This window comes from Psychrobacter sp. TB20-MNA-CIBAN-0197 (genome assembly GCF_040309765.1).
In the GTDB taxonomy this organism is placed as follows: Bacteria; Pseudomonadota; Gammaproteobacteria; order Pseudomonadales; family Moraxellaceae; genus Psychrobacter; species Psychrobacter submarinus.
In genome coordinates this window covers 1-14890 of the sequence record NZ_JBEOPC010000028.1, presented here as the reverse complement: position 1 = coordinate 14890, position 14890 = coordinate 1, and the positions used below count along the sequence as shown (strand labels likewise).

General features: G+C 44.7%; 12 protein-coding genes. 5 read left to right on the top strand and 7 right to left on the bottom strand.

Features of this window, described 5'->3' with window-relative positions:
• Positions 1-788 precede the first annotated feature (788 nt).
• A complete protein-coding gene (locus AAEY83_RS09715) occupies positions 789-2084 on the bottom strand; it encodes an NCS2 family permease (RefSeq protein WP_025644240.1) in 1296 nt (431 codons plus the stop codon).
• Positions 2085-2827: 743 nt separating this feature from the next.
• Here AAEY83_RS09715 and tolQ point away from each other — a divergent pair.
• From tolQ to AAEY83_RS09695, 4 genes are all read left to right on the top strand, one after another.
• A complete protein-coding gene (gene tolQ / locus AAEY83_RS09710) occupies positions 2828-3550 on the top strand; it encodes a protein TolQ (protein WP_025644237.1) in 723 nt (240 codons plus the stop codon).
• Positions 3547-4002, top strand: coding sequence for a protein TolR (gene tolR / locus AAEY83_RS09705; RefSeq protein WP_025644235.1), 456 nt, complete (start codon positions 3547-3549; stop codon positions 4000-4002). Before tolQ ends, tolR begins: the two co-directional genes overlap by 4 nt.
• A gap of 121 nt (positions 4003-4123) precedes the next feature.
• On the top strand, positions 4124-5131 hold the full coding sequence (locus AAEY83_RS09700) for a TonB C-terminal domain-containing protein (RefSeq protein ID WP_025644233.1): 1008 nt from the start codon (positions 4124-4126) through the stop codon (positions 5129-5131).
• Between the two features lie 113 nt (positions 5132-5244).
• A complete protein-coding gene (locus AAEY83_RS09695) occupies positions 5245-6582 on the top strand; it encodes a beta-propeller domain-containing protein (protein ID WP_025644231.1) in 1338 nt (445 codons plus the stop codon).
• A gap of 175 nt (positions 6583-6757) precedes the next feature.
• On the opposite strand, the gene AAEY83_RS09690 is transcribed toward AAEY83_RS09695, so the two are convergent.
• The 3 genes from AAEY83_RS09690 to AAEY83_RS09680 form a co-directional block, all read right to left on the bottom strand.
• Entirely contained in the window at positions 6758-7420 is a 663-nt protein-coding gene (locus AAEY83_RS09690) for a c-type cytochrome (protein WP_037058670.1), read from the bottom strand.
• 131 nt (positions 7421-7551) lie between these two features.
• Positions 7552-9153, bottom strand: coding sequence for a flavin monoamine oxidase family protein (locus AAEY83_RS09685; protein ID WP_025644227.1), 1602 nt, complete (start codon positions 9151-9153; stop codon positions 7552-7554).
• A gap of 351 nt (positions 9154-9504) precedes the next feature.
• On the bottom strand, positions 9505-10947 hold the full coding sequence (locus AAEY83_RS09680; protein WP_025644225.1) for a cytochrome c: 1443 nt from the start codon (positions 10945-10947) through the stop codon (positions 9505-9507).
• Between the two features lie 344 nt (positions 10948-11291).
• On the opposite strand from AAEY83_RS09680, the gene AAEY83_RS09675 reads away from it, so the two are divergent.
• Positions 11292-11441, top strand: coding sequence for a hypothetical protein (locus tag AAEY83_RS09675; RefSeq protein WP_156923939.1), 150 nt, complete (start codon positions 11292-11294; stop codon positions 11439-11441).
• Between the two features lie 167 nt (positions 11442-11608).
• Here AAEY83_RS09675 and AAEY83_RS09670 read toward each other — a convergent pair whose 3' ends face one another.
• From AAEY83_RS09670 to AAEY83_RS09660, 3 genes are all read right to left on the bottom strand, one after another.
• A complete protein-coding gene (locus AAEY83_RS09670; protein WP_025644223.1) occupies positions 11609-12211 on the bottom strand; it encodes a flavodoxin family protein in 603 nt (200 codons plus the stop codon).
• Positions 12212-12382: 171 nt separating this feature from the next.
• A complete protein-coding gene (locus AAEY83_RS09665) occupies positions 12383-13468 on the bottom strand; it encodes a purine nucleoside phosphorylase YfiH/LACC1 family protein (RefSeq protein ID WP_037058701.1) in 1086 nt (361 codons plus the stop codon).
• 94 nt (positions 13469-13562) lie between these two features.
• Positions 13563-14666: an RluA family pseudouridine synthase gene (locus tag AAEY83_RS09660; protein WP_227501924.1), complete on the bottom strand. Its 1104-nt coding sequence runs from the start codon at positions 14664-14666 to the stop codon at positions 13563-13565.
• Positions 14667-14890: the final 224 nt, after the last annotated feature.

The following is a 14890-nucleotide window of genomic DNA, read 5'->3' as shown; positions in this document are numbered from 1 at the left end:
CGTCAGGATTTTTATAATCTCATATCTTTATACTGGTATTTTTAGTTATTTAAAACGTTATAAAATATAACTATCCGCTTATATAGAGAAGATAAATAACTCTCCAAAAGCGATCTGTAAAATAGCTATAGATAAAGACAAAAAAACCAAATTATAAAAGATCAGACAGCGCTATCACAAAACGAGCAAATCCAGCAAAAGCTGGATGCGGTTAAGTAGATCGTTGCGTGTTAAACGGACTACGTTAACAATACAAAGGCAAATTAACGTTAAGCGGCATTAGTGCCTTCTTCTTGTCGGTAGTGAAGGAGTGCGATCATAGTCTGAGCGGATGGGTCTAATAGCAGCAAAAACATGATCAGGGTGTCGCCAATTCACTGTAAGAAAAACCTCTACGGCGTTGCTTGAGGTGATGCGCTTAACGTCGCCATATTATCACGAAAAAAATTTTCAAACTATGCCTAACCAACATTTATTTTCAACCATTATTACCTTTAAAAACAGTTAGATACCATATTCATCTTGCTATTGACGCTTAAGGTACCCTTTTCTATTTACTCTTTGACTACTCTGTGTCTATACCCATTTTCATAATCAGACAGTTTATGGCTAATAAACGACAACTGTACCTTATAAATCAGTGCGTTTCATCCGGTAAACCTCTCAAAAAAAAGCCTTCAAAGCTGCATAAAAAAACCCTTCTTATCAAGATCTGATAAAAAGGGTTAGATAATGATAACGCTTTGATAGAGTTATAAGTTTATAAAATTATAATGACTCGCTAGACTCTAAACAAAGATAATCTTCGCAAGCAGTACTATCGTTAAGATCCAGACCGCTATACTAATATCAGCAAACTTACCGGTTAACGCCTTAGCAGCCGTGTAAGTGATAAATCCAAGCGCGATACCATCGGCGATAGAATACGTTAAAGGCGTAAATAGTAGTACGACAACGACGGGTCCAGCCTCAGTTAAATCTACCCATTCTACGTCTTTTAGCGTAGCTAGCATCAGTACTGCGACATAAAAGATAGCGCCGGCAGTAGCATAAGCGGGAATCATACCAGCAAGTGGTGCAAAGAAGGTACTCAGTAAAAATAGCACCCCGACCGTCACCGCAACTAAGCCCGTACGACCACCCGCTGCAATACCAGAGACACTCTCAACGTAGCTGGTTGTCGATGAAGTACCTAGCGCCGCACCAGCAACTGTCGCTGTAGAATCCGCTAACAGTGCCTTGCCCATATTAGGAATCTTACCATTTTTATCGACCAAGCCGGCTTGACTGGTAGTCGCAATCAAAGTCCCTGCAGTATCGAATAAATCAACGAATAAAAAAGCAAAGATAACACTGATCATGCCAACGTTTAGAGCGCCTGCAATATCAATTTGCATAAAAGTCGGTGCCATAGAAGGCGGCGCTGAGACAATACTGGTGAATTGAGTATTGCCAGTTAATAGGCTAATAAGCGCGACGAGTAAAATACCAATAGTTACCGCGCCTGGTACTTTTTTATAAGCCAAAGCGATAATAACAATAAAACCAAAAGCTGCCATAGCAGGAGAGAAGGTCGTCATATCCCCTAGGCCAACCAAAGTGGCATCGTTATTGACGATGACGCCAGCACTTTGTAGCGCGATAAAAGCTAAAAACGCGCCAATACCAGCGACCACTCCTTGCTTTAGTGAGTTGGGTATGGAGTTGATAATGATTTCGCGTATCTTAAACAGACTCAAAAGTACAAAGATACACCCAGATAAGAATACCGCGCCAAGTGCGATCTGCCAAGTATAGCCCATACCAAGCACTACGCCGTAAGTAAAAAAGGCGTTAAGACCCATGCCCGGAGCTAGCGCGACTGGCAGCTTGGCATAAATACCCATAATAAAACAACCAATCGCCGCAGCTAAGCACGTCGCGACAAAGACCGCACCTTTATCCATACCCGCATCTGCTAAGACGTTCGGGTTGACAAAGATAATATAAGCCATGGTCAAAAAGGTAGTTAAACCGGCGAGTAGTTCTGTTTTTATGGTGGTGTTGTCACCTGTGATTCCATAATATCTTTTAATTGCGTTCATAGTGTCGCTTCCCAGTTGCATTAATTAAGTATCGCATCCAAACTAAAACCTTAGTGTTTAACAGGTCAATCAAGGCGTTATCTCTACCAAAAACTGTTTTGGTACTGTTAACCCAGAGAAGGTATTTTTAAACATGCTTTATCATCATGCTGCTAATGCATGATGGGGTGTAGAATGGTTTTTAAGCGATACGAGAAGAAGCTTATCTAGTTTAGTCATTCTAGCCGAATGAGTTGATAGCGTAACGTCTTTAGAAGTCTCGCCTCCGTCTTTAAGATAAAGTTGACGTCATTATGATCTCATTCTCAGTGACAAAACCTTTGGTGATACCTCCGGTTTTGCGTTTTACAGTGCTTTAGCTATGACAAGGTTGTCGCTATCGGCAGTGGTACTTTGTAGAATAAACACGTTTAAAAATTAGTGATAACTTGCCTCACGGCCTAGTATATAAAAAAACATACTCTGTGACAATTTAGTAAGTTAAAACTACAATTCAACCTGCAAGCGAAACTCTATTATATTTACGACTTCTTGTCACTCGTTATTTGGAAAAATCAATCATTAGCAATTATTAAACACATTAATAATGACCTTTTTATCATTTAAACGTACACTAACGAGTGAAGATGACTTAGAAGCCTTTTCATGCTGATTGTTTTTGGCTTTATTGCCTGAACTTGCTTTATATCGTCAATACTATTGTTTTATATTGCTAGCTATCGTCCATTATGCGAGTCCATTAGATGCCTGAATCTTTAAATATTATCGACCTTATCACCCAAGCGAGCCTGCTGGTACAGATCGTGATGGCTTTGTTGTTATTGGCTTCACTGCTCAGTTGGGTGGTTATCTTTCGGCTCAGCGCACGTTTAGGCAGTGCCAAACGCTTCGATGAGCAGTTTGAGACTTGGTTTTGGTCAGGCGAAGATCTAGCAAAGCTCTACCAAGGCGTTCAAGGCTCGCCTGATCGACAAGGCCTTGAGCAGATTTTTTATGTGGGGTTCTCTGAATATCTAAGAATGCACAAAAAGCGCCAACCTAAAGACGATATTATCGACGGCGTTGAGCGTAAGCTGCGCGTTGGTCTTGGCCGTCAGCAGCAGCTCTTAGAGTCAGGTCTGACTACGCTGGCAAGTATCGGCTCGGTCGCGCCCTATGTCGGTTTATTTGGTACCGTTTGGGGTATTATGAATGCTTTTTTAGGTTTATCACAAACCGAGCAAGCTACCCTCGCCTCTGTCGCACCCGGTATCGCTGAGGCATTGATTGCCACTGCTATGGGGCTATTTGCCGCGATTCCAGCAGTGTTAGCTTTCAATCACTTCACGGCTAAGTCAGCACGGCTTTACGAGTCGCGTGCCTTATTTTGTGATGAGATGACCGGCATGCTACAGCGCGAAACCAGTACCGAAAGTCAAATCGCGACTCCTCGTACTGCGCACATTAATCAGAGCAATCCGCTATGAAGCCAAGTCCTTATAAGCGCCAAAATGCCACGCTCAACAGCGAGATGAACGTCGTGCCTTATATCGATGTGATGCTCGTACTGTTAGTGATTTTTATGGTGACAGCGCCGATGCTGACCACAGGTGTAGAAGTAGACTTACCCAAAGAGCAAGCAGCAAACATGAGCCAAAACCAGCTGCCAATTATCGTCTCTTTAACTGATAATGGTGAGATTTTTATCAGTTATGAGGATAATGTAGATGTGCCTGTCAGTGAGCCTGAGCTGATTAACACTTTATTCAATCTACAAACTCAAAGTAATAATGAAACAGGCCAGCCCATACAGATTATGATCAATGCCGATCAAAACAATCAATACGGCGCTATCGTGGCACTCATGGCAAGCTTGCAGCAAGCGGGTATTGAAAAAGTCGGACTACTCACCGGCCCGCCTTTACCTATGCCGCAGTAAGAAGCCGCAATAAGTAAATGCTACCGTTATCCTTTATAATAATGGTCTATACGGCTACTTTTTAGCCTGATCTGAATTGTTCTAGATATCTACCTTCAAGCTCACATGACTACTCATACTTATGAATAATGCACCTCTCGTCTATATACCTACTCCGCCTGACAGTGATGGGCTAACCTTGCCTACGCTGCTCAGCTTGCTGGCGCACGGTATAGTGATCGGCCTGCTGATCTACACCTATCAGCAGCCAAGTCTAGAGACAAGCGGCGCGATTGAGACCACTATGGTATCGCCTGAGCAGTTAGCTGAGATGCAGGCTCAGATATTGAGTAACCGCGCAGCAGCCCAAGCGGCCAGTCAAGCGAACAGCATCTTACCCGCTGAAACCTCTGAAAGTACAGCTAGTACGGCTAGCACCCCGCCTACAGCCCCCTCAGAGTCTGCGACGTCAAGCTCACAAAGGGTACCTGTTTTTATGCGCTCTGATGACGCTGCCGATGAGCCTATACTGATGAGCGAAAATCAGCAGCAACGATTGGCTGAGCAATCGGCCGCTTACGAGCGCAACCTAGCAGAGTGGAACGCTCAGGCAGAGGCATTAGCGAGCGAGAGACTTGAGCAAGTCGAACAACGTCAGCAAGAAGATGACGCAAAAGAGCGTGAACGACTCAAAGAGTATCGTGATAAACAAAAAAATACGACAAACCCTAGAATCAATCGCCCGAGCAAAACGGATCGTAATATAGAGATAGAAACAGGACTTCCCAGCAGCGCAGGTAAAACCTTTGACTTATCAGACGGTCAATCCACGGCTGATAGCAGACCAGCTGATAGCAAGCCTGCCAGTACCCGTAGTAGCGCTTCGGCTTCTGCGGGCGATTTTAAGAACAGCATAGCTGCTAAAATTCAGAGAAACTTAAAAGCACCGCTTGAAACCCAAGGTATTACTGCTAAAGTAGCTTTAAGATTAGATAATCAAGGTAACGTATTATCCGCCAAAGCTACCGGCGCTAATAGTGCGGTTAATGATGCGGCAGAACAAGCCGCTTTTGCCGCAAGCCCTCTACCTATTGATTTGACCAACCCTGCCAGATTTGCGGCTTTAACTATCAACGTTATGGTTCAATAGATTAAGGTAAAAAGGATTTAAAGCCTAGTGTCAAAGAAGGCAACACTGGAGCTTTCTGATATTTATCTCATACCGCCGATTATTTTAAAATTTTTAACTTAGGGTATTCACCTATGAAACTATTATCTTTAAAGCTACCAACCTCAAAGCTCACTACCTTCTCCGCGTTAAACCTAGCTTCGGCTTCGCTATTGGTTACGCCATTGCTGTTCGCTCCTTTATATTCTGCTACTGCTGCACCTATGGAGATCGACGTCACGGTGGTTGCGCCAAGACAACAAAACCAAGTCGCCTTTGTCCCCTTTGCTGGTGACAATGTCTTATCTTCTATTATCTTAAATGATTTGAGCCGAACCGAATTAAAGGTCACCAGCCAAGGCTTACCGCAGCAGCCACGTAATAGTGGTGAGCTTGCAGGCACTCTGCCAGTATGGCAAAGCTTAGGTATCCCTTATTTAGTCGTCGGTAGTACTCGCAGCAATCGCGGTCAAGTGATCACAGATTATGAGGTTATCGATGTTAAGTCTGGTCGTATCATCCAAGGCAAACAAAGCTTGACGGCTAACAATGACGCGCAGAGTATGCGCTATGCCGGTCACGTGATAGCTGACAAAATCTACGAGCTTATCACTGGTACGCCAGGTGACTTTTCGGGCCGTATTGCTTATATCGAAGAGACTGGCGTTGGCAGTGACAAAATCTCACGTTTAAAAGTCATGGACGCTGATGGTGAGAATGCGAGAGTCATGACAGAGGTAAAAGGCTCTATCTTCTCGCCAGCTTGGTCCCCTGATGGCAACCGTATCGCTTACTCCATCCAGCGCGAGAAGTCCTATCCCATCATCTATGTTCAAAACGTAAGTGGCGGCGGCGCTACTGCGGTAGCTAACTATCAAGGTAGCAATCTAAGCCCCTCCTTCTCTCCTGATGGGAGCAAAATCCTCTTCTCTAGCAGCTTTGAGGGTAGCGCGGATATCTATCAGATAAGCGCTAATGGCGGCAACCTTCAAAAGCTTGTCAGTTGGCCGAGCAGCGAAGTACAGCCAAGCTACGCTCCTGATGGTCAATCGTTTGTTTTTGTCTCCGACAAAGCAGGTTTTAACAGACCGCAAATCTATCGTTATGAGTTTGGCTCAGGGCGCGTCACTAAAGTCTCTAACAGCAGCTACGCGACAAGCCCACAGTTCAGTAGTGACGGCTCACAAATTGCCTTTTTGAACGGCAGCTCTGCAGCTATTATGAATAGTGGCGGTGCGGTCACCGCAAATTTAGGCAACACCGGTATCGATGAAGCACCTAGCTTTTCACCCAATGGCAAGCGCGTGGTCTATGCTTCAAGACAAGGCGGCAAAGGCATGTTGACGATTAAGTCTCTCGCTGGTGGTAGCGCTATAAACGTACCTAGTAGTGGCACCGTGCGCTCACCTGTTTGGTCAGCCAGTCCGAAATAGCGGATGGATCAAATAGCAAATGAGCGTTCGCTCTACAGGTTCATAACCCTAAAAACAACAAAGCGCCTAATGGTTTATTAGGCGCTTTGTTGTTTGAGCTCAAACAGATAAAAAGCTTGTCGTCATAAATATACTAAACTTTATACTTAGACGGCATAAGTTAAATAATTAGCCCCTACTCATCACTTGGATCACTCGCTGGTGGCTTTTCATGTCTTAGCTGCGCGACGTCTTCAGCAGTCACTATCTCATTAAAACCATTTAAATCATTAACGATGTATTGTGTCACTGCGGCCATCTGTTCATCATTCATCATGCCATGAAAAGATGGCATACCACGAAAGCCATTGATCAAGATATCAATAATATAATATTTTGACTGCATTTTGCTGTTATCAGCTAGTGGCGGATAATAGCCTGCGCCATAAGCCCCTTCGCCTTTGTGCATATGACAAGCTGCACAAGAGTCGTGGTATAGTTTTTTGCCATCAGTGGTGATAAAAGCATTTTCTCCCTCAAACTTCGCCTCCCACTTTGCAATGCTAGGGTCGTTCTCCATGTTAGGAAGCGAGCTGACATCGACGATATTGACGTTAGGTTCAGTTAGCTCCTCACGGCTCATATACACTGCGCCCCAAGCACCCGTGTTACGGCTTGCTTGATAGTCATTAGTCGTGATAGAGTCTTGCTCTTGTTCACTAGCTATAGTCTCCACATCGTCTGACTGCTGGCTACAGCCTAGAAGTGCTGTACTGCTTATTACACTCAGCAACATCACAGTCAGCAGCTTAGGTGTCATGTTTTTCATGATGGTTGTTTTCACGATTGCATTGTCCATGATTGCCTCTGAATTTTTATAGTTATCCACATTGACCTAGTATCTAGCCTTATATTGTATTTATGCTAATAATGCGTCTACGCTAGTAATACGTTTATGTTAATAATGCATTTACGCCAACATTAATGTATTTACGCTAACATTTTTGCTTTTTTATGAAGACGCTTGGCAGCATCCATACCAGATAATATAGCGCCTTCTTGCCATGCTGGAATATGTGAGCAATGCTCGCCCGTTAGTACAATACGGTTATCAATACTGCACAGAGTGTCGTAATGCTGGCGACGAGTCGATTCATTCCAGATACCATAGCAACCCAAAGTCCAAGGGATACGGTGCCAAACGACTGACGTCCCTGCTTTAAACTCTTCAGGATACTGAGGATGAATGTATTTGCCGTAGGCTAGCGCGACATTGATACGCTCTTTTGGCGTTAGGGTGTTGAACTTATAAGAAGTTGGACCATAGCCATACGCTCCAAGTAGTACGCCAGGGCCATCTTTGAACATATCTTCTGAAGGATAAGCAATCTGTGCAATAGGCATATCGGTATAAGTTAGACCGCCATAGATCCACTCATCTTCTTCCCAAAAGCGGCGATTAAACTCCAAACCAACTTTATAAGACGTCTCATAAGGTACCGCTGCCATCGCCTGTTTCATAGGCTGTGAGACATTGATATCGAGCTGAGTCAATACCGTAAGCGGTATATTACAGATACACCAGTCTGCGCGTACCGATTTGATAGCGCCATCAGGGCTATTACTATCGACATAATCTACAGTCACCCCAGTGTCGTCTTGGTTAATCTTAGTGACTTTGGCATTGAATTCGATCATATCGCGGCATTCGCGAGTAAAAGCATCGCCGATTTTGCCCATACCGCCTACAGGCTGAAACATCGTTGGCTGATGGCCGTAAGTCATGTGGTTACTATAAATATCTGCCCACATACCTGAGTCTAATATCTCAGTGATAGGTAAAGGCTTTGAGGGCTGGGCATTAGGCATCAAACCGCCACCTGGAAAGACGCTATAGCCGCGATGCTTAGTGGTCGCATGACTAGGACGGTAGCGATAGTCTTTATCAAGCACGCCCCAACCCTTTAGACCCTCAAGCAGTTTCTCTTTATCTTCTGTATTCACTGAGCGATCAAGGCCGCCGACATTCACTGATTTTGATAGTAGTTCTGCCAAATTACCTTGAATATCGTTTTTTACATCGCCCAGACGCTGCGGTGCACCATTAAAATGAGTCGTACGATGTAGATAAGCACGATCATTGGTCTGAATAAAGGGCTGCATCTCTACGCCAAACTCTTTGCAATAATGAAAGACGGCATAATGGTGACTAGGCAGACGCCAAGGTCCGCCATTAAAATAGTTGCCCTCTGCAAAATCACAAGTCACCTCTTCACCGCCAAGTTCTGTATATTTATCACCGCTATGCAGCGTCCAACTCCGGCCACCGCCGCGATTTTGATATTCGAGTACTTTGACATCATAACCGGCTTTACGTAACTCGTAAGCTGCGGTCAGGCCGCCAAGACCGGCTCCAAGGATGACGATACTCGCGCCCGGAGGCGCGCCTTTGAGATCAACCGTTTCTTTAAAACTAGACTCTGAGGCAAACCCTAACGTAGTCATGGCCTGATACATAGCCGTGGCTCCAGCAGTCTTGCCGATCATTGAGAGCAGTTGGCGACGGGTTGGTGATTGAAGCATATCTTTCATGATGTTGTCCTTTTGGTATGACGGTCATACTGTCTCATAGCTGATTGATACTCCTACTTTATAAGCTCAATAATCTCAAGGTTATAAGGGTGTATGAGAGATCAAGTGAGTGTATCTAAATCAGTTATTACTTTGTCATTTACCCTATTATTGTTTTTAAATACGAGAATAGAGGTACGAATCTCTTAATATTTGCAGTATTACTCATAATGTTAAGCGAGTTAATATTGAGCGAGTATTGAGAGCCTAATAGCAGTCTTGCGATAATTCAGACGCTCAGTGTCGATAAGCTCAGTGGCAGCTTGTCCTCGTCAGCTCAATAAAACCATTTACTGAGCATCGAAGTCCATCTTAGCGACTACGTCTTGAGCGTATAATGGCTCGAATAATAAAGAAAATAATCACGATAGCAACGATGATGCCCAGAGCAGCCAACCATCCAGCGTATTTGATTAAAAAAGGCTGCTCAGGCTCAGCAGTGATCACTCGATCAATATCAGCTGCAGTCAAGTCACTACTAGGCAAGCTGCCAAATTTAACTCGGACGTAGTTGGCAATATTAGCAATTTGCTCACTACTGAGCTCTTCTTCAAATCCTGGCATCTTAGGCGTAGTGTCGGATGCGCCCTCTGCGCCGTGCACGATAACATTAATCAAAGCATCAGGATTATCACTGCGAATACTGCTAAGACCGACGATAGGCGCGTAGCGAGCATCTGGCTGGGCATAACCATTGACGCCATGACAGCTTGCACATTCTGCTAAATATAACGCTTCAGGAGAGTTACTACCGCCCGTAACTTCTGCTTTGGCTTGAGTCAAATAGTCATCTTGAGCGAGCAAATCATGAGTAATAGACTCATTGATTGGGCTTGGTAAACGCGAGGCATCAACTGGGCGCACTTTATCTTCCGTTTGTACAGCAGGTACTGCTTTTAGATAAGAAGCAATAGCCCCTAGATCTTCATCTTTTAGGTAGCGAGTACTATGGGCGACTACTTCGGCCATCGGCCCGCCAGCATAAGCGCGCTGATCCAGCTGACCGGTGCGCAGATAAGTGACAATATCTTGCTCACTCCAGCTACCGATACCGCTTGACTCATCCGGCGTAATATTAGGCGCATACCAATTGCCAAGCTCGGCACCAGATAAGTAGTTATCTTTATCAAAGCCCATGGTACTGTTACGCGGCGTATGACAGGTACCGCAGTGACCAAGGTTATTAACCAAATACTCACCGCGCTCTTGGGTTGCGCTCAGACCTTCACGATTTTCAGTAGAAGGCACATTGAGTACATTCCAGCCGAGCATTAAGAAGCGAAAGTTAAAGGGAAAAGGCAAACTGGTTTTATAATCAGGGGCTTCATCATAAGCTGGTACGGTTTGTAGATAAGCGAATAAGGCGCTGATGTCTTCATCCGTCATGCCGCTATAAGAAGGATATGGCATAGCAGGATAAATCATATGATTAGGCGCGCGGCCTTTTTTCAGCGCATTTTTTAGATCTTTTTCAGTATATTTACCGATACCATACTGTTTTGAGGGCGTAATATTAGTGGAATAAATATCACCCATCGGCGTTTCAATCGCGTTACCGCCGACGTAGTCATCGCCGTGGCAGGCCATACAATCAGCAGCGCGGGCAATATACGCACCGCGGTTGACTAGATCGCTGTTGGCAGGGCTAACATTAGGTAGGCTTGCAGCATCAGGAATACTTGTAGCTTCAGCTAATGCGGCGGTAGAAGTGAGACCGATAGCAAACATCGATAGCATCAGATAAAGTGGCTTCATAATATCCTCGTATAGCTAGCAGCTTGATTTTTAATTCGTTGTTTTGCGTTGATGAAGCAGCACAGGGTTGTCAATATGATGCTTTGAATACAATGCTCTTAAAAGCTATCGCATTTGCATACTGAGCCGTGTCAACGTTATTTAATACCTTATGATTCAACTTTATATTATTTCTGCAGTATTGCTAGTTTATTAACGTATTCGTTTAAATACTTTACAAAAGTTAGACTAGTTTATATAGTCCATCTCTGTACAAACGTTTTGTTTTAATAGCAAATACCCCATATCTACTGCTATCAGGTATACTTTATCTATTGTTGTTAAATTTTAAGAGACTCATTATTTTGAAAGCGATCTTCAAAGCCACCGCTATCCGCGCGCTTACCCTAAGTGCGGTCGTTGTATCTGCAGCGCTGCAAAGCGGTTGCCAGTCTATGCAGTTCGGTGCTAGCCCCATTCCTGTCATCTCTTACAATGCCTACGCTCAGCCATAACTTTAGCTTAGCGCTTTAACCTAAATTTTAGACAATTGCTCAAAACCACTTCTTAGACATTGGCATAAATGGCATAAACGTCACAAGCGTCACAAACAAGAAGGCGGATATCAATGAGATATCCGCCTTCTTGTTTGTCTAGCCGCGTGGTGGGCTGTTATTTATTATCAATCATTTGCCGGTTGGTGCTTGATAATAGTTTTGGCTAAGTGGTTGCCAAACCATATCGCAGTATCTATATCACCCTTGCCAGGCGTTTCCTCCGGTGGCCCATCAGCAGATTGCGTCATTAAGCCCAAATAGCTCGATAGACGGTTTAGATCATTCTCACCGTGTCCTGTCGGCATAAGCGGCAAGCCAATCCAATTCATCCCATGCTGCATACAATATAGATTGATTTGTTGTAGTACCGCAAGCTTATCGCCGCTCAGTCCACCAGAGTTGGCAAAGCCTGCTGCCCACTTGCCTTCCCACTCACGATGGAACCAACGCTTTGAGGTCTCTTCCATAAATATCTTGAGTCCAGCAGTCAAGCTGCCCATATACACCGCACTACCAAACACAATGAGATCGGCTTGATCCAAAAAGTCCCAATCGACATCATGGACATCGATAGCTTTTACTTGTGTCTCTGCTAACTGCTGACGAGCACCTGTAACAATGGCTTCAGCAACGCGCTTGGTGTGTCCATAATTACTGTGATAAACAACCGCTATGGATAAGTTAGATGTTCTATCGAGATTTGCCGTCGCGGCTATAGATGTAGTCATACGAGCTCTAATAATAAATTGGTTTATGGATTCCGTAGCACTTATAGTAGATTCAATATAAAAATGTTGTAGCGCTACGGGAATGAATTTTGCGCAGCATCGAAAGGACGCAGCACGCAAGGAAAATTTATACCCGTAGTGCCTTTCAATTTATGACAGTTTTATTTTCGCTTAACCATAGCTGCTGCGGACAATGAGTAAAGCCATACGCCCAGTCGCTGGCTGTTGTAGATGGGTCTGACGACGATAAGAGTAGTAGTTTATATCGTCATAGCTACAATCAATAGCGGTGTTATTCGCCACATTTACCCCTAAATGCTCGAGCTGTGCAGCAGCGAGCTTCGGTAAGTTGAGCATGACTTTATTCGCAGATATATTCTCTGTGCTTAGAGTAGCGTGGTTTGATAATTTATCAATTCTCTTATGGCTCTTATAGCTCTTATGTAATTCGCTATTGTGTAAATCATCACGACCGACCTTATGCTTTGAGTTACTGTCTTTACTTATCTCGCCTTCCATTAAAGCTGAGCAACTAAATAAAGCGTCAAAATCATTTAGAGTTGCCGAGTCTAGTAACTGATTATCAGTGCAGCCTGCTACTAATTTTTCTAATACTGGGCGACCGACTTCATAATTGGCTTGGCTAATACAAGCCCCTATCCAAGCGATGATAGGGGCATCGCTATCGAAACGCTCAGTAGTTGCTTTGATAACACCGCAAGACAGCCCTTGCCAGCCCGCATGAATCGCTGCAATCTGCTCAGTCGCCGGCTGGTACAAAACAATAGGCACGCAGTCTGCGGTCATAATCGCTAAAGCCGTACCAGTTTGCCGGCTAATCATCGCATCAGCATCTACTGGGCGCATACTCAGCTTGGCGTTACGATGCGCCTCATCAGTGCTATGCTCAACGTCATAGACATGCTTACCATGCACTTGATTGAGCCAATGTACGCGCTCAACCATTAGAGGTTGCGCGCTTGCCTGTTGTGCGTTTAACTGATCGTTAATTGCGCTCAATAAACGCATACGGTTCATCAACACCGTCAGGCTAGCATCATTGACATGTAAGCCAAGATTAAACTCGCCGTAGCTTGCCTGCCCTTTTTGCAGTTGTTGCTTGCTTGCAGCAACTGCTTCGCCATCATCACTATCAATCGTCTTTGTCAGCGCTGTTGTCTGAAAAATAGAGACACCATCGAGCTGAGCGATTAATCGCACTGGTGGCTTGCCTAAAGCAGCTGTCCTATTCGTCATATTCTGCGCTTCACCTAAGTCTAAGTTAATATAAGTCCAAACTGACATTACTCTAAATTGACACAGCACATTGGCTCAAAAATCAGCTCAGCGATTATTCCAAATCATAATCGTCGCTTAGCACCGCTATGAGCCGCTGCATATCTTCTGGTATCGGCACGGTGACTTCGATGTCTTCATCAGTTATCGGATGCACAAACCCTAAGGCATAAGCATGCAAAGCTTGACGCGGGAAGTTGCCGATAGTTTGGCGCTGCTCTTCGCTTAAGCCTGCACGAAGCTGACGACGGCCGCCATAGACGCGATCACCGACGATAGGATGACCTATATGACTTAAATGCACTCGGATTTGGTGCGTGCGTCCGGTCTCAAGGCCGACATCCAATAAGCAGTAGTTTTCATTGAGCGGGGTAATCTTCAATAGATGGGTGACCGCTTCGCGTCCAGCGGTCATCACCGTCATTTTGGTACGCTGATTGCGGTGACGCCCGATAGGTGCATCGATCCTTTGATGCCGCCTTAAACTGGCTTGATCTCCGGCAACCACACATTGGTAATGGCGATAGACACTTTTATCTTTGAGCTGCTCCATTAGCGCCATTTGTGCCGGTTTTGTTTTACCGATCAATAGCAGCCCTGAGGTATCCTTGTCGATACGGTGCACAAGTCCTGCGCGCGGCAAATGGTGCTGCTGCGGGTAGTGATATAATAATGCGTTCACTAACGTGCCGGTTTGATTACCAGCGCCTGGATGCACCACCATACCAACCGGCTTATTGATGACGAGTACCGCCTCATCCTCATAGACGACTTCGATGGCGATATTCTCTGGCTGATCTTCACTATGCTGCTGCAGCGTCGTGGACAAATGCAATACATCAGCAGTCTTAACGCGGTATTTGGGCCTTTCTACTTTGCCATTGCACAGTAAGCTACCGTCAGCGATCCAGCCTTGAAGCTGCCCGCGCGAGAAATCAGTGAAGACTTGTGAAGCAAGCTTATCGATACGTAGGCCTGACTCTTTTTCAGTCACGGTATGCGTCACATCGATGACCTCTAATACGCGTTGACCTGGCAGTTGAGAGCTTTGATCCTCATCGCCTGATTCATCATCGTCTTCTATTTCTTCATCCATAAGACCATCATCAGCAAGAGAGTCCTCATCGAATTCTGCTAACGCTGCTTCGTTTTCAATCATCTCATTATCGGCATTTAGTGTTGTACTTGTGGCATTATCATTCATAGCATATTCAGTCGTCGTAAAGTCACCATAGTGCACTTTATAGAAATGTAGACAGTTATTTGATAATTTAGCGCGCTGGCTATCAAAATAAAGTATCCGTTAATTAGGGCGTGTTGAACATTCACAAATGCGCACTGCTGATCGCTAAAATAGTTCTAGTCTAAGTGAAAATTGCAGGT